This window comes from Syntrophorhabdales bacterium, assembly GCA_035541455.1.
GTDB lineage: Bacteria > Desulfobacterota > Syntrophorhabdia > Syntrophorhabdales > WCHB1-27 > JADGQN01.
In genome coordinates, this window is sequence record DATKNH010000073.1 from 42,452 (window position 1) to 63,644 (window position 21,193).

The window sequence follows — 21,193 nt, forward strand, 5'->3', positions numbered from 1 at the left end:
CTATTTGCGCTGCCGCGCAAATAGCTCGTTACGAGTTGCGGGTTAGCGCGCCTTCGGCGCGGTTTACTTAACTCGTAACAAGCTCTTGTTTGTAACCCGTAACGAGGTTTGTGATAGAGGCGATGGTATGAAGTACATAGTCGTTATAGGCGATGGGATGGCTGATTTCCCGGTGGAGGAACTGGGCGGGAAGACACCACTCATGACAGCGGACAAGCCTTCGATGGATTACATGGCGCAGAACGGCTTCTGCGGAAATGTGGTGACTATCCCGGACGGCTTTCCTTCCGGCAGCGACGTTGCTTGCATGTCCATTTTCGGTTACGACCCCGCGAAATATTACACGGGAAGGGCTCCCATAGAAGCATATGGCATGGGCCTGACCATGAATGAGACGGATATTGCCTTCCGCTGCAATCTGGTCTACCTGGACGCGAGTCCGACCAGGGTCCTCATGGGTGATTACAGTGGAGGGCATATTTCAACGGAAGAGGCTACCGAACTGGTGCGCGATCTTCAGGGTGCCATCGGGGATGGAGCAGGCAAGGATGAATTCCGCTTCTATCCTGGTGTGAGTTACCGGCATATCATGATATGGAAGAATGGCAAAGAGTCGATGCAGACCACACCTCCCCATGACATTCTTGACAAGGAAGTGATCGACTACCTCCCCAAGGGAGAAGGGGCTTCAACGCTCATCAAGCTTATGAGCGATTCGCAGCTTTTTCTCAAGGACCACCCGGTGAACAGGAGAAGGCAGGACAAGGGTCTTAAGCCGGCCAACAGCATCTGGCTCTGGGGGCAGGGTAAGAAACCTTACTTTCCACTGTATGTGGAGAAGTATGGGGTAAGAGGCGCTGCTGTTACTGCCGTAGACCTCATAAAGGGGATCGGCTCTCTTATAGGTTTTGAGACGCCCCACGTCAAAGGAGCCACGGGTTACCTGGACACCGACTACGGGGCGAAGGCTCGCGCAGCGCTCGCGCTTCTTGAACGTCATGACATTGTCTACGTGCATGTTGAAGCACCGGACGAAGCCTCCCACAGCGGCAGCCTGAAAGAAAAATCGAAGGCAATAGAAAGGATAGACAAAGAAGTCCTCGCCTATCTGCTTGCCAACACCGGCAGTGATGTGCGTTTTCTTTTAACTACCGACCATGCAACGCCCATATCGTTGCGGACGCACTATGCCTGCCCGGTGCCTTTCGTGATCTATGAAAAAAATAATCTTCATAAGGGTGCCCGTACAGGGCACGCCTACCATGAGGATTCAAGCTTAACCACGATGAAGGGCGAAGAGATGATCTTGCGCTTTCTCAAGGGGTAGATGATGAGACAAAAATTCATATTCGTCACGGGCGGTGTTGTTTCCTCTCTCGGCAAAGGTCTGGCTTCGGCTTCGATTGGAGCTCTTCTGGAAGCACGAGGCCTCACGGTCACCTTGAAGAAGCTTGATCCATATATCAACGTGGATCCGGGGACGATGAACCCTTTTCAACATGGGGAGGTCTTTGTCACGGATGACGGTGCCGAGACAGACCTCGACCTCGGACACTATGAGCGCTTCACAGAAGCTGTCGTCTCGAAGAGGAGCAATTTTACTACAGGCCAGGTCTATGACTCGGTCATATCGAAGGAGCGCCGGGGCGAGTACCTGGGTGGAACCGTTCAGGTGATTCCACACATCACGGATGAAATCAAGAGGCGCATCCTCGATGTGGATGAGGGGATCGATATCGTTATGGTAGAGATTGGTGGCACGGTCGGCGATATCGAGAGCCTTCCTTTCCTGGAGGCAATCAGGCAGCTTCGCAACGACCTCGGAAAAGAGAACTCGCTATTCATTCATCTCACGCTCGTTCCGTTCATCAAGACCGCCGGAGAAATGAAGTCGAAGCCGACGCAGCACAGCGTCAAGGAGCTGCGCGAGATAGGTATCCAGCCGGACATTCTCCTCTGCCGGACCGAAGAATTTCTTCCCGCAGCCCTTAAAGATAAGATCGCACTTTTCTGTAACGTCGATAAAGATGCGGTTATAACCGCTAAAGACGTGGCCAATATTTACGAAGTGCCGCTCATGTTCAACCGCGAAGGCCTCGATGATAAAATTACGAGGCTTCTCAATATATGGTCCAAAAAGCCTGATCTCGCAAAATGGCAATCCATTTCCGATGCTGTCAGAGAACCGAAAAAAGAAGTGGAAATAGCGGTCGTGGGAAAGTATGTGAAGCTGACCGACTCCTATAAGAGCCTTAACGAAGCGCTTACTCACGGCGGTATCGCCAACGGCTGCAAGGTGAATTTGAGATACGTGGATTCGGAAGACCTGGAAAAGGATGTGCTGAGACACCTCTCGGACGTTGACGGGGTGCTGGTCCCGGGCGGCTTCGGATCACGGGGTATCGAAGGGAAAATAAACGCTATCAACTACGCGAGGGAGAAGAAGATCCCCTTCTTCGGGATATGTCTGGGCATGCAGCTTGCGGTCATAGAGATCGCGAGAAACCTTGCGAAGCTGAAAGCTGCGAACAGTACGGAATTCGACGAGAATACAGCGTATGCGGTTATCTATCTGATGGAAGAGTGGGTTGACCGCGATGAGCGGGTGCAGAAAAGGGATGTGGCCTCCGACAAAGGCGGCACGATGCGTCTTGGCGCATACCCCTGCAATCTCAAGCCCGGAAGCCACGCCCACAAGGCTTACAGCCAGGACCTGATTCATGAACGGCACCGCCACAGGTATGAATTCAATCTCGTCTTCAGGGATAGACTGGAGCAGTGGGGATTGGAGATTACGGGTATATCACCCGACGAGAGGCTCGTGGAGATTATCGAATTTAAGGGCCATCCCTGGTTTCTTGGCTGTCAGTTCCACCCGGAGTTCAAATCGAAACCCTTCAAACCGCACCCTCTCTTCCGTGAATTCATAAAAGCTTCATTGAAAAAGCGTCAGGACAGAATAAAGTGCAAAAAGAAGTAAGAGTCGGGTCGATCATCTTTGGAAGAAGACCTTTCGTCTTCATAGGAGGGCCCTGCGTGATAGAAGGCAGGGAGGCCACCCTGAGGATTGCGGAAAGGCTCTGGAAGATCACGTCTGAACTTCAGATTCCTTTTGTCTTTAAGTCCTCGTATGACAAAGCCAACAGGACCTCGGTGTCCAGTTTTCGAGGCCCAGGTCTGGAAGAGGGTTTGCGGATTTTAGGAGAAGTTAAGGAGCAGGTGGAAGTGCCCGTTCTCACGGATGTCCATTCACCCGATGAGGCGCGGGCTGCTGCGGAAGTTGTCGATATTCTCCAGGTGCCGGCCCTGCTGTCCAGACAGACTGACCTGCTCGTAGCCTGCGGTGAGACTCGCCGGGCAGTGAACATCAAGAAGGGGCAGTTTCTTTCCCCTGCGGAAGTACGGTACGCAGTCGAAAAGGTAGAGTCGACCGGAAACGAGCGTATCCTTGTCACGGAGCGGGGCACCTTCTTTGGTTACAACACCTTGGTGAATGACTTCAGGGCACTCCCGGTCATGAGAGAGTTGGGATATCCCGTAGTCTTCGACGCAACCCACAGCGTGCAGATGCCGGGAGCAGCGCATGGTGCTTCCGGAGGGGAACGGCAGTTCATTTTTCCTCTGGCGAGAGCTGCTGTGGCGGTGGGCTGTGACGCAATCTTCATGGAAGCGCATGAGGAGCCGGATCGTGCTCGATGTGATGGAGCCAACTCCGTCCAACTCGACGGATTGGCTGCCATGCTCGCCACCCTGCGCAGGATAGAGGACGCCCTATGAGCAGCGAATTGTTGAAAGCCGGCAGGGAAGTGCTGAAGAAAGAAGCCCAAGCGATCCTCCAGGTGATGGAGCGTCTCGGGCCGGGCTTTGATGACGTTGTGTCTACCATAAACAAGTGCTGCGGAAGAGTAGTCTTTACAGGCATCGGCAAGTCAGGATTGATCGCAAAGAAAATAGCTTCAACCTTTTCCAGCATCGGCATACCGGCAATCTTTCTGCACCCTGCGGATTCTTTGCATGGCGATTTGGGGATGATACGGAACGGAGACGTTTTCTTCATCATCTCATACAGTGGGGAGACGGAAGAGGTCGTGAAGATGCTCCCATGGATAAAAAGAATGGACGTTCCGGTGCTCGTCATAACAGGCTGCCCAGGATCAACCATTGCGAGTTACGGCGATTATGTGCTCGATGTAAAGGTGGAAGAGGCATGTCCTTACAACATTGTCCCTACCTCCAGCACAACAGCGACGCTGGCGCTGGGTGACGCAATCGCTGTTGCACTCATGAAAGAGAGGAACTTCAGAGCGGAGGATTTCGCGCTGCTCCATCCGGGAGGAAGCTTGGGGCGCAGGCTTTTGCTCAAGGTTGAGGACCTGATGCACACGGGTGACGCATTGCCGATGGTGCACGAGGACGCCACGATGCGGCACGTTATTCTCGAGGTAACTTCCAAGCGACTCGGCGTAAGCGGCGTGTTCAACGGAGCTGGGGAGCTATCGGGAATCATAACCGATGGCGATTTGAGGAGGGCGCTGGAGCGGTACAATAACATGCTGGAGAAGAAGGCCAGCGACGTGATGACACGCAACCCCAAAGGAATCCAGAAAGATGCTCTGGCAGCCTATGCCTTGAAGAAAATGGAAGAGTTTTCGATAACGTCCCTGTTTGTATTTGAGGGGCCTGCGGATAAGAGGCCTGTGGGACTCATCCATATTCACGATCTGCTCAAGGCAAAGATCGTATGAGGATAGATGAATCAAAGAAGTCTAGCGGGCTATATCGCCTCCGGATTCGCAGTCGGCATTCTTCTATATTCTGCCTACTTTTTCGTTAAGAGACCGGAACGACCCATCACGCACGTTGTCGAAGAAGAGAAGCGGGTAATCGTTTTCCGCGATGTACGCTATTCAGGAGAAAAGAAGGGTGCGGTTGATTGGGAACTGCGGGCTAAGGTTGCAAGAAAATATATCGATAAACCACTAGTGGAATTGGAGGATATCGATGGTTCTTACAAGCCGAGACCCGACACCGTTGTATTGTTCAAAGGCAGTAAAGGGGATCTCGATACGGAAGCCGAAAAGGGAAAAATGGAGGACGTGGAGATTACCTACAAGGATGAATATACGGTCAAGAGCAAGAGTATGGACTTTGATTTCAAAAGCTCAAGAGTATCAAGCAGGAGCGCTGTTGATCTGAAAGGGAAAAAATTGACCATGCAGGGGCTTGGCATGGTAGCGGATACCGATAAGCAGGTGGTGCATATCGAGAAGGACGTACGTGGAACGGTCCAGACGGAGACACGTCGTTTCAACTTCTCGTCGGACCGTTTTTCTTATGATGTTAAACAGAACGTCTACACATTTGAAGGCAGTGTCGCGGTTAAGGGAGAAGATATGACCCTTTTCTGTGATAGGATAGATGTAACAAGCACAGGAGATACCGTTGACAAGCTGGATGCGCGTGGCAACGTCGTACTCAACGCAAAGGGCACGCTTGCGAAAAGCGGCAGAGCAGTATATTATTTTAAGGATGACAAGGTCACGCTTGAAGATTCACCGAGGGTTAGCAGAGATAAGGTGGATATGGAAGGCGAAAAGATCGTTTACAGCCTCTCGTCTGGAAAATTTTCGGTTGAGCGGCCGAAGATGAAAATACAACGGTGAACGTGCAATCAATCCTTAAGGCTCAAGAGCTTTCAAAATCATTCGGCGCAAGGCGAGTGGTGAATGATGTGAGCTTTGACGTCAAGACAGGTGAGATCGTGGGTCTCTTCGGACCCAACGGCGCTGGCAAGACAACCACTTTTTATACTGTTGTGGGTTTTTTGAGGCCGGATGCGGGCAAGACTCTCCTTGACGATGAAGAGATCACATCCCTCCCCATGTTCATGAGGGCGAGAAAAGGTATCACGTATTTGCCGCAGGAGCCTTCCATCTTCAAGAAACTGAGCGTCGCAGATAATCTCAAGTCTGTGATGGAATTCCATGAGGCGGACCACGAGGTGATTGAGCACAAGGTCCAGGAGCTGCTGGAATCCTTCAAGCTGGACCACCTTGCCCCTAACAATGCAGACCTCTTATCGGGTGGCGAACGGCGGCGGTTGGAAGTGGCCCGGGCTCTGATGCTGACTCCGCGTTTCATACTCCTGGATGAGCCTTTCTCCGGCATTGACCCGATTTCTGTTGCAGACCTGAAGAGGGTCGTAACCGGGCTGAAGAGACGGGGGATAGGAGTCCTGCTCTCCGATCACAATGTGAGAGATTCTTTGCCTATATGCGATCGGGCCTACATCATGAGCGAGGGGAAAATAATCCTGGAAGGCGATCCGTCTCAGATAGTAAATAACAAGGTAGTGCGTGAGGTTTATCTTGGAGAGGAATTTTACTTAGATGTTGGAACTTAAGCAGACTCAAAAGCTGGCCCAGCAGTTGGTATTGACGCCACAGCTCCAGCAGGCAATCAAGCTGCTTCAGCTCTCCCAGATGGAGTTGATCGAGGCGATCGAGCAGGAGATCAAAGAAAACCCTGTCCTGGAGATTGAAGAAGAGCCGGCGGCTGCGGCGGAGGAAAAAGAGGTCCAGAAGAAAGAGGAGATCGCAGAATGGCTGGAAAGATTCTCGCCGTCTGAGGATTTTCTCGGCAGGGAAGAGAAGGACTATCCCGACTACGAAAATATCGTTAAGAAGGCAAGCGACCTGCGCGATTACCTGCGATGGCAGGTTGGCGTCTCCGACTTCGGCAGCGACGAACGTCTTTGGGGCGAGTGGATCATTGAAAATATAAACGACAATGGCTACCTTGCCTCCCCGCTGGATGAGATATCGGAAGTCTCCGGTGTACCGGTCGAATCGTTGGAAAGAGTGCTTCTCAAGGTGCAGAAGCTGGATCCGGCCGGTGTCGGTGCCAGAGACCTCAAAGAATGTATTCTGATTCAATACCGGGAGCAGGGTGAGAAAGACCCTGTCTTTGAAGAGGTGGTGAACTCCTACTTCGAATTTTTCCGTAAGATGGATTTAAAGGAGATCGCGAAGAAATCGGGTCACCCCATGGAGAAGATCAGGGAGGTATTCGATAGGATCAAGAGTTTTGACCCTAAGCCTGGCCGCAATTTTGAGAGCGATCAGACCATATATGTGGTACCTGACGTCTACGTGGTTAAAACGGAAGACGGTACCTTTGATGTTCTTCTTAACGATGATGGAATACCAGAACTGCGCATGAGCAGTTACTACATGAGCATGCACGGCGATGAGAAATTGAACGGCGACGCCCGCGACTACATCAAGAAAAAGATCAAACAGGCCGAGTGGTTCATGAAGAGCCTGGAACAGAGGCAGAAGACACTCTACCTCGTCTCCAAGAGTATCGTCGATTTTCAGTCGGAATTCTTCGAGAAGGGCATACGCTACCTCAAACCGCTGATACTCAAGGATGTTGCGCACTACATTGGAGTCCATGAATCGACCGTCAGCAGAATAACCACGAACAAGTATATGGGTACCCCGTCGGGGGTATATGAGATGAAGTTCTTTTTTACCACCGGCGTGGGCAGCGAGTACGGAGAGGCTGTTTCAACGGACGCCGTCATGGACCTGATCGCTGAGATCATATCCAAAGAGGATCGGAAAAATCCCCTCAAGGATGAGGAGATCGTCGCCCTTTTGAAGAATCAACACAGTATAAAAATAGCCCGGAGAACAGTAGCAAAATACAGGGAAGTGCTACATATCCAGTCGTCAAGAGAGAGAAGAAGGCTGGACTGATTTGAGTTGACAGGTAGTACCTCGTCTGATAGCATTGTACCCTTGTGGGGGCCGTCATCGCCCCCTCCCGCGGCAAGGCCGCCAGAGCCATCCCCTCACCCTTCAGACGCGTTGCGGCTGTGGGTGCCCGGTCGGTTGAGATCGCCAGATAGATTCCGGCGGCCAGCAAGTGCTCCTTGCATTGAGGGGATGCTTCGTAACGGCTGTGCAGGATTGGAGATTTGACCGCGGAATCTATTTAATTGCTGGGGAGGAGCCGTGGATCTGAGCATAAGTTTTCGTCACGTTACGCCTGATGAAACCCTGAAACGATACGTCGAGGAGAAGTTGGTGAGACTTCAGAAGTACGTCGAAACTCCCCTCGATGTTCATGTGGTGCTATCTATAGAGCGGACCTACAGGCAGAGGATTGATGTGATGTTTACCCTCAACGGTGCGGTCATCAACGCCCACGAAGTGATGGATGACATGTATGCGGCGGTCGATCGCATCGTTGACAAGCTCGAGGTGAGGCTGAAGCGCTTCAGGGAAAAAATCAAGCGATACAGGGAGGCGAAGCCTCAATTCGTAGGCGCCGCGCCCGAGGAAGAAAGCGCGAAAATATTTGTTACGAAGCCGGTTGACGCAAAGCCCATGGACCCGGAAGAGGCGGCAATGCAGCTGGCCGCATCGGGGAACAATTTTATAATATTCCGAGGTATCGAACGAGGAAATGTCTGCGTCATGTACAAGCGGAAAGACGGTAATTACGGCCTTATTGAGACCGCAGGAAGAATTTCATGAATATAGGTGACGCCCTTAGGGAAACCTGTGTTATAGCCGATCTCAAGGGGCAAACAAAAGAAGAGGTTTTGACGGAGCTTGTTTCATCACTGAAGGAGACGGGCCTGATAGAGAGCGTGGAGGAAGGGGTCAGAGTAATTCTTGACCGTGAAAAACTGGGGAGTACCGGCATAGGTGACGGGGTGGCCATCCCCCACGGGAAGATGAAGGACTTGCAAAGCGTTCTCTGCGCATTCGGGAGGTCAGCGAAAGGTATCGATTTTGGAGCCGTTGACGGCCAACCGGTGCATATCTTCTTTCTGCTCCTTGCGCCCGAAGCAAGCACAGGTTTGCATCTAAAGATGTTGTCAAGGATTTCCAGGATCGTGAGGGACGCCCCCTTCAGAAAGAAACTGATGGAAGAGGTGCACGCTCCTCAGGTGTTCAAGGACATCGTGGAGGAGGACAAGAAGTTTAGTGGATGAAGGGGATAACGGTCCAGGAGCTCCTCGAAAACAAAGCATATGGATTTGAGTTAGAAGTCATAGCCGGTTCGGAAGGCCTCTCCAAGAAGATATACAATCCCAGAATACAAAAGCTGGGCCTTATCGCCGCGGGCTTCATGGTCTATCTCCATCCTCATCGTGTGCAGATCCTTGGAAACACTGAAATTTCATTTCTCAGGCAGCTTGGTCCGGAAGAAAGAGGGAGGATTATCAGCGAGCTCTGCAGACAAGAGGTCGTCTGCTTTATCGTAACCAGAAATCTCAAAGTCCCGGAAGAGATGCTCCGCGAAGCGGATGAGAGGAGGATTCCCCTTCTCCGGACAAAGCTTGTGAGCTCTACGTTCATCGACAGGATTATGAGATACCTGGAGGAAGAACTTGCCCCTTCCACAGTCATCCACGGCGTGCTCATGGAAATCATGGGTGTTGGCGTACTGATGATAGGAAGAAGCGGAATCGGTAAAAGTGAAAATGCACTTGAATTGATCATGCGTGGACACCGATTAGTGTCGGACGATGCGATCCAGATAAAAAAAATGGCAGCGCTCGATCTGGTTGGCGATGCTCCGGAAATGATAAAGAACCTGCTCGAGGTCCGTGGCGTGGGTATCGTGGATATACGGCACCTTTTTGGCGTGTCGGCCGTTCGCGACAGGACAAAGATCGAGCTTGTCGTTGAGCTTGTTGATTGGGACAAGACAATGGAATATGAGAGGATCGGTCTCAAGGATGAGAAATACAGATTGCTCGGCATAGACCTCCCTCTAGTGAGAATTCCTGTGAGTCCTGGCAGAAACGCATCCACAATAGTTGAGCTCGCCTGCAGGAATCATGTGCTGAAGATGGGGGGAGTTCATACCGCCAGGGACCTTGATGAAAAAATACTCGACTCCATGCAGAGGAAGGACAAACCGTGAAGGTAGTTATAGTCAGCGGGATTTCTGGATCGGGCAAAACGACCTTTCTTAAAGCGCTCGAGGATACCGGATTTTTCTGCGTGGACAATTTCCCGCTCTTTCTTCTCTCTAAATTTCTTGAGGTATACGAATTGGCGGGTGAGCGAATAGCCCGCTGTGGCTTTGTTATAGACATACGGGAGAGGGAGTTTTTTGAAGAGGGAAGAGAGGTGCTCAGGAGCGTCAAAGAGAAGTTTCAGGCAGAGTTGGTCTTTCTAGAAAGCAGCGACGAGACGCTCCTTCGCAGATTCACTGAGACCAGAAGGGCTCATCCGCTGTACGCCGAGTCAAATATCAAGGATGCATTGCAAACTGAACGGGAACAGGTGAACTGGATAAAGGAGATGGCAGACAATGTGGTCGATACCTCCCAGTACACCACACACGGGCTGCGAAACCTGGTACTCAGGGCTTACGGTCAGGACGAGAAAAGGATGAACATCAACCTCGTCTCTTTCGGCTACGCGTACGGTATTCCGCTGGAGGCCGATATTGTTCTCGACGTACGCTTCCTGCCGAACCCGTTCTTTGTCAAGGGGTTGAGGGAAAAATCGGGCCTGGAGCCTGATGTGATAGGGTATGTAAAGTCCAACGAGATTTATGGTAAGTTCTTTCCCATGTTGCTTGATTTTCTCATGTACCTGCTGCCGCTTTTTGAAAAGGAAGGAAAGAGCTACCTTACCGTCGGCATAGGATGTACCGGCGGACGGCACAGGTCCGTGTCCGTAGTGGCTGAGCTCGAACACAACCTGCGCGCTATGGGTTATAAGATGTCCTCGATCCATCGGGATATAGAGAGGGAGGGGCGATGATAGGGATCATTGTTGTGGCGCATTTCAACCTTGCCCGCGAAATGGTTGCTGCAACAGAGCTGATTGTGGGCAAGCAGGAACAATTTACTTACGTGGATATTTTCCCGGACGAGGATGTCGAGGCCATTAAGGGCAGAGTAGTGGCTGCTCTCAAAAGCGTTAACGCCGGAAAGGGAGTGATTATTCTCACCGATATGTTCGGTGGAACTCCGTCCAATATAAGCCTTTCTTTTCTGGAAGCAGGGAAGGTAGAGGTGGTAACCGGAGTGAATCTTCCCATGCTGATCAAGCTTGTCACCTATAGAAAGGACAAGACACTGGCTGAGTTGGCCGAATTCATATCAGGGTATGGCAAGAGAAACATATATGTGGCGACCGATGTGCTCCGCAGCAAAAAGCCGGAGATCCCGTGAGAGAAGGGCTGCTCACGATCAGAAACCGCTTGGGTCTTCATGCTCGTGCGGCCGCAATTTTCGTGAAAAAGGCGGGCGAGTATGATTCTGAAGTCTGGGTGGAAAAGGACGGGACACGCGTGAACGGCAAGAGCATAATGGGTCTTTTGATGCTGGCTTGCCCCCTGGGTTCGGACATCATGGTCAAAGTAGAGGGGAACGATGAAACCGAGGCTTTTGAAGCATTGAAAGATTTGATAGAGGACGGGTTTGGCGAGCGGTGACAGAGGATAGCTTCGACAACAAGATGCTGCGCGGCCTTGGCGTCTCATCCGGGATTGCCATAGGCAAGGTCTATCTTCTGGAGCGCGGAAGGATCCATGTAGAGAAGTATTCGATCAAAGAGGAGCAGACCGAAAAAGAGATTGCCAAGTTTCAGAACGCGATAAAAAATGCTGTCAATGAACTGAACAGCATCAAAGAGAACATTCCTGATGACGATATACGCAGGCACGCTTTCATAATAGACGCGCATATATTGATGCTGCAGGATCAATCCTTCATTAAGGAAGTTGTCGACACAATAAAATCGAGGAAGGTCAATGCGGAGTGGGCCCTTGACCTCGTGGTTTCAAAATTTCTGACCGGTTTCGGAAAAGTCGAAGACCCTTATTTGAGAGAGAGGGGGCAGGATCTTGATTACATATATCAAAGACTCCTGCGCATCATGGTAAATAGGGAAGTGGAAGGTATTTACGAGAGGAGCGTGCGCGGGAAGGGTATTATCGTGGCCCACGATCTCTCACCTGCCGACACGATTCAGATCAATCTGAACAGGACGTCGGGGTTCGTAACCGACGTGGGCGGCCGGACGTCGCACACGTCAATAGTGGCAAGGGCTCTGGAGATACCGGCGGTAGTGGGGCTCGGCAATATTACTGCGATTGCAAAAGACGGTGACACCGTTATCATAGATGGTGATGAGGGCGCGGTGATTGTCAACCCCGACAAGGGCCTGCAGAAAGAGTACCTGATGAGGCACGCCCATCTGACCGCCCAGCGCAAGGAGTTCCTGAGGCTTGGAAAGCTTAAAGCAGAAACTCAGGACGGCTTCAAGGTGCGCGTGGGTGCCAACATCGAGTTACTTGCCGAGATGGACATTGTCGAGCGTTACGGGGCCGAAGGCATCGGCCTTTACAGGACTGAATATATCTACCTATCCAGCAAAACGCTGCCGACAGAGATGGATCATTACCATATCTACCGTAAACTTGCAGAGAATGGCAATGTCAGGTATACGACTATACGCACGCTCGACATAGGCGGCGATAAGTTCTCCTCCAATATCGAGGTTGCTAAGGAAATAAATCCCGCAATGGGGTTGCGGGCGATCCGCCTTTGCATCAAGGAGATCGACCTCTTCAAGGCACAGCTTCGCGGCATCCTGCGGGCGAGTGCCCACGGGCCGCTAAAGATTCTTTTTCCGATGATATCGGGTATGGAAGAGGTGAAAAAAGCAAAGGCCCTTCTGAGGGAGTGTATGGATGAACTTCGCGACGAAAAGGTGGACTTCGATGAGCATATAAAGATCGGCATCATGGTGGAAGTCCCGTCCACCTGCATGATTACAGACCTTCTGGCGGACGAAGTCGACTTCTTCAGTATCGGGACAAATGACCTTATTCAGTACACGCTGGCAATAGACAGGGTCAATGAGTATGTATCGTATCTGTATGAACCCCTTCACCCGGCTGTGCTGAGAATGATAAAAAAGACAGTCGATGATGCCCATGCACACAATATTGAAGTTGCCATCTGCGGGGAGATGGCAGGGGAGCCCCTCTATGTTCCCATACTGCTTGGCCTGGAGATTGATGAGTTGAGCATGAATGCCTATTCGATCCCGAGGGTTAAGAAGATGATCCGGGGCTTGAGGCATAGCTATTGCAAGACCCTTGTCGCGGAAGTTCTCGCTAAAGATTCACCGAAAGAAAGTGAGGCCTTTGTGAGAAAGGAGATGACGAAGCTCTTCCCCGACGATTTTGGACAGGTATCCACTGATAGAACCGCAATGTAATTGTATAAATGTAATTATATAAAGGAGGAAATGAGATGGGAATGAGTCGTTTTCTTTTTACGTCGGAATCAGTCACCGAGGGGCATCCGGACAAGGTTGCCGATCAGATCTCTGATGCTGTGCTTGATGCCATTCTGGCACAGGATAAAAAAGGAAGGGTGGCGTGTGAGACGCTGGTTACAACAGGGCTCTGCTTGGTAGGAGGTGAAATAACCACGAATTGTTACGTACACGTGCCCGATGTCGTGAGGCAGACGATCAAGGATATAGGCTACAACAATTCCTCAATGGGTTTTGATTGGGAGACCTGTGCGGTGGTTACCGCAATCGACGAGCAGTCACCCGACATCGCGATGGGCGTGAACGAAACGTCGGATCACGAGCAGGGTGCCGGAGACCAGGGCTTGATGTTCGGCTATGCATGTAACGAAACCGAAGAGTATATGCCCATGCCGATCATTTACGCGCACAGGCTTGTGCGAAGGCTTTCTGACGCGAGGAAGAGCAGGGCCCTCGACTTTTTGAGGCCTGACGGGAAGAGCCAGGTTACCGTAGAATATGTGGACAGAAAGCCGAGGAGAGTCGATTCTGTCGTCATAGCGGCGCAGCACAACCCGGATGTTACCTACCAGACTATCAGGGAAGGTATCATAGAGGAAGTGATCAAGAAGGTGATTCCCCGGGAACTTATGGATGATAAGACAACGATCTATGTGAACTCCACAGGCCGTTTTGTTGTTGGTGGACCAAAAGGTGACTGCGGGATGACCGGGAGAAAGATCATCGTTGACACGTACGGAGGCCAGGGAAGCCACGGGGGCGGCGCCTTCTCCGGAAAGGATCCTTCCAAGATGGACAGGAGCGCTTCCTACATGGCACGGTACATCGCCAAGAATCTTGTTGCGGCAGGACTGGCGGATCGTATGGAGGTGCAGATTGCATATTCCATCGGCGTGGCGAAGCCTGTCTCCGTGATGGTCGATACTGAGGGAACCGCCAAGATAAGCCCTGACAGAATAGCGGAGATTGTCAACGAGGTCTTTGACATGCGCCCGAGAAAGATAATAGAGAAGCTTGATCTTCTGAGGCCTATATACAGAAAGACGGCTGCATACGGTCACTTTGGCAGGGTGGAGCCTGAATTCACCTGGGAGCGGCTTGACATGGTGGATATGATCAAAAAAGCGGCATCAGTGTGAGGGGGCACAATGGATTACGACGTTAAAGATCTGAAACTTGCAAACGCCGGACTGGAGAGGGTGGATTGGGCCGACCGGAGAATGCCGGTCTTAAGGAGGATACGGGAGCGCTTCAGCAAAGAGAAGCCTCTCAGGGGAATGCGGATAGCCTGCTGTCTCCATGTTACGTCCGAGACAGCCAATCTTATGCGCACACTGAAAGAAGGCGGCGCAACCGTTGCGGTCTGCGCATCGAACCCGCTGAGCACGCAGGATGACGTGGCTGCCGCGATTGTCAAGCATGTGAAAGTGCAGGCATTCTCCATTAAGGGTGAGAACGGCGACCAGTACTACACGCACATTCAACAGGCGCTGGCGCTGATGCCGCACATCACGATGGATGATGGAGCCGATCTTGTGGGCGCTCTGCATATGATTGCGTTCGAGCGGTACGAGAGTCTACACAAATCGATCCAGAATTGGGTAAAGACACTGGGTCAAAAGAAGAGACAGGAGCTGATAGACAATATCGTGGGAACGACCGAAGAGACAACGACAGGCGTGATACGCCTTAAGAGCATGGAGGCAGAAGGTGTGCTCCGTTTCCCTGCGATCGCGGTGAATGATGCACTCACGAAACACATGTTCGATAACCGTTACGGCACGGGCCAGAGTACGATCGATGGCATTATCCGCGCGACCAACATACTCATGGCAGGTTCGAATTTCGTGGTTTCAGGTTACGGCTGGTGTGGCAAGGGAGTGGCGAAAAGGGCAGCCGGGTTGGGCGCTCATGTGATCGTGACGGAAATCGATCCTTTGAAAGCGCTTGAAGCACATATGGACGGCTACCAGGTGATGGATATGGCCAGCGCCGCGAGGATCGGCGATATCTTCGTGACAGTGACCGGTGATATACATGTGTTGAGAAAAGAGCACTTTGAAAAGATGAAAGACGGGGCTGTAGTTGCCAACTCAGGCCACTTTAATGTAGAGATCGATATAGATGCACTGGAAGGGATGAAGACCGGCAAGAAAAGACTACGCGGCTTCATTGATGAGTACAGCCTGCCCACTAAGAAGATTTATTTGCTGGGGGAGGGGAGGCTCGTCAATCTGGCGTGCGCCGAGGGGCATCCTTCGGAAGTGATGGACATGAGTTTTGCGAATCAGGCACTCTGTGCAGAGTACGTCTGGAAGAAGGGTAAGACGTTACAGAAGCGAGTCTACAGCGTGCCGCCCGAGATAGACAAGCAGGTAGCGCTTCTTAAGCTTCAGACTGAAGGCATCGCGATAGACAAACTGACGGGCGAGCAGCGGAAGTATCTGGCATCGTGGGAAATGGGAACATAAAGAGTGGCGGCGCGGGATAAAGTCCATGTGCGTTGTTGCCTGCGCCGCGCGGAGTTCCAACGTACCACGAGGTACGCCTCCACTCCTCGCGGCTTGAGCGCCTAGCATCTGGAGCTTTCTTCCACGCCGCCAACCCTTCTGAATCTGCCGTCTGCACTGACCTTATGCGTTGTTCTACGGTTGGTTGATCGCACGTAAAATCAAAAAGCGCTACAACTTATACCTGAATTTCCGGAGCAGTGCTTTTCGTTGCTGCTTGTGCTCCTCAGTTTCTATGCCTTTCGGCTTGGAGCCATCGATCACTCCCAGTACGCCGTTGCCCTGCTCCGACGTGGCAACGATCACCTGGAGCGGATTGGCTGTGGCGCAGTAAATACTGCAGACTTCCTGGCAGGCTTTGATCGCATTCAGAACATTGATCGGAAAAGCGTCTTTGAGGAACAGGACGAAAATATGGCCGCAGGATAATGCAAAGGCCGTGTCCGCAGCGAGCTTTTCAAGATCGGCGTCGTTCCCCTCGTGACGCACGAGGCACTCTGTGCTCGCCTCTGAGAAGGCAACGCCGAACCTGAGCATCGGCGACGAAGAGACGAGTATTTCGTACAGGTCTTCGATGGTTTTAATAAAGTGTGACTGTCCGATGATGATATTCAGTCCTTCGGGGATATCAACCTTGATTGATTTGAGCTCCATAAAGTACCTCCCTTTGCAAATCCGAATATCGAATATCTAAATCCTAAACAATTCCGAAGGTCAAATTTTCGAGATTATCGGAAACACGTTTTGAGTTTTGGACATTAGGCATTGTTTAGAATTTCGTGCTTAGAGTTTCGGATTTGTTCTTCAAATGGTTCTGCTCGCGTAAAGTCCGGTACAAAAAGCGGAGCGCTTTCCAACTCCTGGATAAATACAGTATCGAATCCTTGATCCAGGAGCACGTCCAGCAAGGCTTCGTATTCATCATTCGTTATCGTCCGCATGAGCATCGGGTATTCGACAGCTCGGTGCAAGGGCTGATACTGCGCCATGAGGCTGAGCGCTGTCTGTGAGCCCAATTCTGCTCTTACCCATGCGATGACGCGCTCGGAGCCTGCGAGCTTGCCGGGAAGTACCAGATGCCTGATTAACAGGCCTCGCGTTGCCAGGCCGGACTCGATCTTCAAGTCACCCACCTGGCGTCTCATTTCGAGGATTGCCATCATAGCAGCTGCAGGATAGTCATCGACAGAAGAGAGTTTTCCGGCTATAGACGCGTGCCAATACTTGAAGTCGGGTAGATAGATATCCATCAACCCTGCGAGCATCGCAATCGTACTGACGTTTTCGTAAGCATTTGTGTTGTAAATGAAAGGGATGTGCAACCCCCGCTCTTTTGCTATGCGGATTGCCGTTGCGATCAGAGGCGCATAAGGCGTAGGACTGACAAGATTGATGTTATGAGCGCCGAGCCTTTCAAGTTTGAAGAAGGTTCCCACCAGCCCGTCTATTGAGGTTTCTTCACCGAGCACCTCGTGGCTTATCTGATAGTTCTGACAAAAAACGCAGCGCATATTGCACGGTGAAAAGAATACGTTCCCGGAGCCTCGTGTGCCTGAGATCGGCGGTTCCTCGCCGAAATGAAGTCCCCAGTGCGCAACCCGTATACGGTTACCCGCACCACAGTATCCGGTCTGCCCTTCCAGACGATTGACGCCGCAATTTCTCGGGCAGAGTTGGCAGTGCGCGAGGGCATCAACGAATTGTTCCATGGGTACTATTATATACCAAGTGAATGACGCGTTACGAGTTACGGGTCAAAAATGCTGTTGCAGGTTACGAATTGCAAACAAGAACCTGTTACGGGTTAATCAAACCGTGCCTAACCTGTGAGACCGAAGTTTCTTCGAAGTTTGTTTGAACGCGCAACCCGGAACTCGTAAAAGGTTTTTCCTATTTTCTACTCTGACGGCACGAATTCCTTGATTAAGAGATGGACGAACTTTTCTCCCATCTCCTCCCGAATGGTCGGCGTCGCAACGATCCGCGCAACAGGGCCGGGGGGTGGCGACGCACCCTTCTGAACGGACCCGTGCCAGATTCTTTTGTTGTTGTCGGTTATCCTGGCGAAGCTGTTGCTGAGCGACACCGCCGAGGAAGGAAGCAGAATGTTCGGCCGGGGATTGCCTATGCCAAAGGGCGCGAACAGGTCTATCATTTCTACAACTTCCTTCGTCAAATCTCCATACTCTGCCACAGCATCGACCGCAACTTCCCTTACAAACCCTGCCATGCTCGTTTTAACTTCCTGCTCGAACGCATTGCGCAAGGGCACAAGATTCTCCTCGCGAAGCGTGACGCCGCATGCATGCTTGTGTCCCCCAAAGGCGAGGAAGAGAGGCGCAAGCGATGAGATCGTACCATGCAGGTCCATGCCCTCCAGGCCGCGCGCAGAGCCTCTCCAAGCCCTCTCTGTGCGAGTGAGGACGATTGCGGGCTTTCCGATTCGATCCACAAGTCTGTGCGCCACGATGCCGAGCACTCCTATGGGCCAATCCTGATGAAAAAGCACAATGGAGTTCTCTCTGTGAACCGTCTCCATCCCAAGCTGTTCCATTGCTTCTCTGAGAATGCCTTCCTCGAGATCCTGCCTCTTTCTGTTCGCCTCGTTCAGTCTTAAGAGATATTCTTCAGTCTCGCTTTCAAGGTCGGCGGTAAGAAAGGCGAGGGCGATCTGTGGATCGGCAACGCGACCGGCTGCATTTATACGCGGGGCTACGCCGAAACCCAACGTAAACTCGTCGGTGCGTTCCCTGCGAACCACATGTTTCTTGAGAAAGGATTTAAACCATGTCCTTGGCCTCTTGCGCATGGTCTCAAGGCCGAACCTCACCAGCAGGCGATTGTCCCCTGTCAAAGGCACCATGTCTGCCACCGTGCCCACGGCAACCAGATCCATTTCCCTCTTAAGGTTTATGCTCATTCTGAGCAGGCCGCGCTCAGCGAGAGCTCGTCTGAGGGCAAGAAGAAAAAAGAAGGTCACGCCACATGCAGCCAATTCCCGTGTCGGGAAGCGTGACCCTTCACGTTTCGGGTTGATAAGTGCGTAGGGGTGCGCCGGTGTGCCGGACACTTCATGGTGGTCCAGTACGATGACCTCGATGCCCAGTCGATGCGCTGACTCTATCTCTGCCCTGTTTGACGATCCGCAGTCGAGGCAGATGAGGAGGTCAACACCTTGCTCGCTGAACATTCTTACCGCCCTTTCGTTAAGGCCATATCCATCCTGACGACTGGGGAGGTAGGCGTCAGGAGCAATGCCCATTTGTTTCAGAAAGTTTTTCATGAGGGCGACCGAGGTGATACCGTCCGCGTCATAGTCTCCAAAAAGAGCTATTCTTCTTCCGGTCTCAATCGCCTCCACTGTCTTGGCTACACCCTTTTCCATATCCGGCAGCAGGTAAGGATCAGACAGGGATTCAAGCTTCGGCGAAAGGAATGGGTGAACAGTGTCAGGCGAATGGAGGCCGCGCGTAACGAGAATCTGCGCGATAAGAGAAGGAAGACCCAGTTCGGCCTGTATGGTCTTGACGGCGCTCTCATCGTACTGGGCGATCTTAAGCATGCGCCGCGCCGATGAGACTGCCTAAGCCGGAAATCTTCTGCTCTTCCATGTATCTGGCAAGCCCTGTCAGTATTTTGGGTATGACAAAGGGATCGACGAAAGTGGCTGTGCCCACTTCCACTACATGCGCGCCTGCCATTAGAAATTGAAGCACGTCTTCATGATTCATGATGCCTCCGGCTCCGATCACCGGCACATGGACGGCTCTAGACACGTCTGACACGGCCTTCAGCGCAACCGGCTTTAGCGCGGGGCCTGAAAATCCGCCGCGAAAGGCTATCCGTCTGGATGCGGCATCTATTGCCATGGCCGGCATAGTGTTTATGAGGGTGAGGCCGTCTGCGCCCGCGCTGACTGCGGCCCTTGCGATTTCCACAATGTCAGTCACCTCCGGCGTCAGCTTGGCGATCAGCGGAAGCCGTGTTCTCTTCTTTACCCTCTCGATAATGGAAAAGACCCCTTGCGCCTCCTTGCCCATGCAAATGCCTCCCTTGGTCACATTGGGGCATGATAAATTGATTTCGAGCGCAAGAATAAGGGGATCCGGTTCTATGCTGGACGCACACTCGATATATTCCTCATCCGTGAATCCGAAGAAGTTAACCACTATCGGTGTATTCCTTTTCTTGAACAAAGGGAAATAGTCTGAAAAAAACTTTTCGAGACCTACATTCTGCAGCCCCACGCTGTTGAGCATCCCGGTGCCTTCTTCCCAGACGCGCGGAGGCGGGTTGCCGTGATGGGGCTTGAGGGATAACCCCTTTGTCACATAGGCGCCAAGGGTATCGACGGGCCACAGAGGCTCGATCTCCCGTCCGTAGCCGAGGGTACCCGACCCATTCATCACAGGGTTCCTCAGCCTTCTTCCAAAAAGGTCTACAGAGAGAGTTGCCATAAGTCAAATACCGGTCCTTCCAGACAGGCCCTCTTATAGGGCTCCCGATGGTCCAGAGTCTTCTTTACACATCCAAAACATAAGCCGAGGCCGCATGCCATGCGTTCCTCCACAAGCACCTGGCAAGGTATGCCCTTGTCCTTCAGGAAAACTTTCAGGCTCGCATACATGGCCTGCGGTCCGCAGGCGTACACGTAAGGTTTTCCGCCGATCAGCGGGAGAGACTGTTCGAGCAGCTGGACGACGTTCCCGCAGAATCCTGCTGATCCGTCGAGCGTGCAGACAGCTTGTCCGGCACTGCTTGCAGCTTGGCCCATCCGTCCGAGAAGCGGAAGTTCTTTGTCTGCGGAACATCCGTAAAGAACATGTGCTCCCTTTCGCACCTTCTTCCATAGGAGGTGAAGACCTGCTATGCCGATGCCGCCTGCCACAAGCACTGGTGTGAAACCCCTTTGTATCTGAAAACCGCGGCCGAGAGGCCCGAGAACCATGAGTCTCTCTTTTCGTCCGGCAGAAGCCAGCGCTTGCGTACCCTTGCCCACAACGCGATAGAGGATGGTAACAGTCTGATTTCCGCAGTCGTAGATACTGAAGGGTCTCCTCAAAAAGATTTCGGACGAGGGCATCTTGACCATGACAAACTGCCCCGGGGTCACGTTATCCATGGGTGTGGTCAGTTGGATCCTGCACCGATAAAAATCCCGGCATACCGGTCTGTTTTCCAGGATCAGACCTTCTGCGTCACGCATGCTCGTTCCTCCCGCAGGCAAGGTGCATTACCAGCGCGTCCTCGTTTGTCTTGGTATAATAGCGTTTGCGCCTTCCGATCATTTCAAAACCGAACTTTGTATATAAGTCTATTGCGTCCTGATTGCTTTCCCGCACCTCCAGAAAGAAG

At 52.0% G+C, this 21,193-nt stretch carries 21 protein-coding genes; 16 read left to right on the forward strand and 5 right to left on the reverse strand.

What is annotated here, in order from left to right:
• Positions 1-127: 127 nt before the first annotated feature.
• From VMT71_07655 to ahcY, 16 genes are all read left to right on the forward strand, one after another.
• Complete coding sequence (locus VMT71_07655; protein HVN23831.1) at positions 128-1,327, forward strand: cofactor-independent phosphoglycerate mutase; 1,200 nt, start codon at positions 128-130, stop codon at positions 1,325-1,327.
• 3 nt (positions 1,328-1,330) lie between these two features.
• Positions 1,331-2,980, forward strand: a complete 1,650-nt coding sequence (locus tag VMT71_07660) for a CTP synthase (GenBank protein HVN23832.1) — start codon at positions 1,331-1,333, stop codon at positions 2,978-2,980.
• Complete coding sequence (kdsA, locus tag VMT71_07665; GenBank protein HVN23833.1) at positions 2,965-3,777, forward strand: 3-deoxy-8-phosphooctulonate synthase; 813 nt, start codon at positions 2,965-2,967, stop codon at positions 3,775-3,777. Before VMT71_07660 ends, kdsA begins: the two co-directional genes overlap by 16 nt.
• On the forward strand, positions 3,774-4,745 hold the full coding sequence (locus tag VMT71_07670) for a KpsF/GutQ family sugar-phosphate isomerase (GenBank protein ID HVN23834.1): 972 nt from the start codon (positions 3,774-3,776) through the stop codon (positions 4,743-4,745). Before kdsA ends, VMT71_07670 begins: the two co-directional genes overlap by 4 nt.
• A gap of 6 nt (positions 4,746-4,751) precedes the next feature.
• Positions 4,752-5,663 carry an LPS export ABC transporter periplasmic protein LptC gene (gene lptC, locus VMT71_07675; GenBank protein HVN23835.1) on the forward strand — a complete coding sequence of 304 codons (912 nt, stop codon included), beginning with the start codon at positions 4,752-4,754 and terminating at the stop codon, positions 5,661-5,663.
• Positions 5,660-6,403: an LPS export ABC transporter ATP-binding protein gene (gene lptB / locus VMT71_07680; protein ID HVN23836.1), complete on the forward strand. Its 744-nt coding sequence runs from the start codon at positions 5,660-5,662 to the stop codon at positions 6,401-6,403. The genes lptC and lptB overlap by 4 nt, the downstream gene beginning before the upstream one ends.
• The gene (gene rpoN / locus VMT71_07685) at positions 6,390-7,763 is read left to right on the forward strand and encodes an RNA polymerase factor sigma-54 (protein ID HVN23837.1); all 1,374 of its coding nucleotides are present in this window, start codon (positions 6,390-6,392) and stop codon (positions 7,761-7,763) included. Before lptB ends, rpoN begins: the two co-directional genes overlap by 14 nt.
• A 258-nt stretch (positions 7,764-8,021) precedes the next feature.
• A complete protein-coding gene (gene raiA, locus VMT71_07690; protein ID HVN23838.1) occupies positions 8,022-8,546 on the forward strand; it encodes a ribosome-associated translation inhibitor RaiA in 525 nt (174 codons plus the stop codon).
• Positions 8,543-9,010: a PTS sugar transporter subunit IIA gene (locus tag VMT71_07695; GenBank protein ID HVN23839.1), complete on the forward strand. Its 468-nt coding sequence runs from the start codon at positions 8,543-8,545 to the stop codon at positions 9,008-9,010. Before raiA ends, VMT71_07695 begins: the two co-directional genes overlap by 4 nt.
• Entirely contained in the window at positions 9,007-9,948 is a 942-nt protein-coding gene (gene hprK, locus VMT71_07700) for an HPr(Ser) kinase/phosphatase (GenBank protein ID HVN23840.1), read from the forward strand. Before VMT71_07695 ends, hprK begins: the two co-directional genes overlap by 4 nt.
• Entirely contained in the window at positions 9,945-10,799 is an 855-nt protein-coding gene (rapZ, locus tag VMT71_07705) for an RNase adapter RapZ (protein HVN23841.1), read from the forward strand. Before hprK ends, rapZ begins: the two co-directional genes overlap by 4 nt.
• Complete coding sequence (locus VMT71_07710; GenBank protein ID HVN23842.1) at positions 10,796-11,212, forward strand: PTS sugar transporter subunit IIA; 417 nt, start codon at positions 10,796-10,798, stop codon at positions 11,210-11,212. The genes rapZ and VMT71_07710 overlap by 4 nt, the downstream gene beginning before the upstream one ends.
• Complete coding sequence (locus tag VMT71_07715) at positions 11,209-11,475, forward strand: HPr family phosphocarrier protein (protein ID HVN23843.1); 267 nt, start codon at positions 11,209-11,211, stop codon at positions 11,473-11,475. Before VMT71_07710 ends, VMT71_07715 begins: the two co-directional genes overlap by 4 nt.
• A complete protein-coding gene (gene ptsP / locus VMT71_07720; protein HVN23844.1) occupies positions 11,472-13,268 on the forward strand; it encodes a phosphoenolpyruvate--protein phosphotransferase in 1,797 nt (598 codons plus the stop codon). Before VMT71_07715 ends, ptsP begins: the two co-directional genes overlap by 4 nt.
• 35 nt (positions 13,269-13,303) lie before the next feature.
• The gene (metK, locus tag VMT71_07725; protein HVN23845.1) at positions 13,304-14,467 is read left to right on the forward strand and encodes a methionine adenosyltransferase; all 1,164 of its coding nucleotides are present in this window, start codon (positions 13,304-13,306) and stop codon (positions 14,465-14,467) included.
• A 9-nt stretch (positions 14,468-14,476) separates the two neighbouring features.
• The gene (gene ahcY, locus VMT71_07730; protein ID HVN23846.1) at positions 14,477-15,799 is read left to right on the forward strand and encodes an adenosylhomocysteinase; all 1,323 of its coding nucleotides are present in this window, start codon (positions 14,477-14,479) and stop codon (positions 15,797-15,799) included.
• Between the two features lie 210 nt (positions 15,800-16,009).
• On the opposite strand, the gene VMT71_07735 is transcribed toward ahcY, so the two are convergent.
• The 5 genes from VMT71_07735 to VMT71_07755 all read right to left on the reverse strand — a co-directional run bounded on the left by VMT71_07735 (position 16,010) and on the right by VMT71_07755 (position 21,044).
• On the reverse strand, positions 16,010-16,492 hold the full coding sequence (locus VMT71_07735) for an adenosine-specific kinase (protein HVN23847.1): 483 nt from the start codon (positions 16,490-16,492) through the stop codon (positions 16,010-16,012).
• A 104-nt stretch (positions 16,493-16,596) separates the two neighbouring features.
• Positions 16,597-17,547: a hypothetical protein gene (locus VMT71_07740; GenBank protein HVN23848.1), complete on the reverse strand. Its 951-nt coding sequence runs from the start codon at positions 17,545-17,547 to the stop codon at positions 16,597-16,599.
• 188 nt (positions 17,548-17,735) lie between these two features.
• Positions 17,736-19,400 (reverse strand): single-stranded-DNA-specific exonuclease RecJ, encoded by a 1,665-nt coding sequence (gene recJ / locus VMT71_07745; protein HVN23849.1) that lies wholly within the window; start codon positions 19,398-19,400, stop codon positions 17,736-17,738.
• On the reverse strand, positions 19,393-20,295 hold the full coding sequence (locus tag VMT71_07750; GenBank protein HVN23850.1) for a dihydroorotate dehydrogenase: 903 nt from the start codon (positions 20,293-20,295) through the stop codon (positions 19,393-19,395). The genes recJ and VMT71_07750 overlap by 8 nt, the downstream gene beginning before the upstream one ends.
• Positions 20,277-21,044, reverse strand: coding sequence for a dihydroorotate dehydrogenase electron transfer subunit (locus tag VMT71_07755; protein ID HVN23851.1), 768 nt, complete (start codon positions 21,042-21,044; stop codon positions 20,277-20,279). The genes VMT71_07750 and VMT71_07755 overlap by 19 nt, the downstream gene beginning before the upstream one ends.
• Positions 21,045-21,193: the final 149 nt, after the last annotated feature.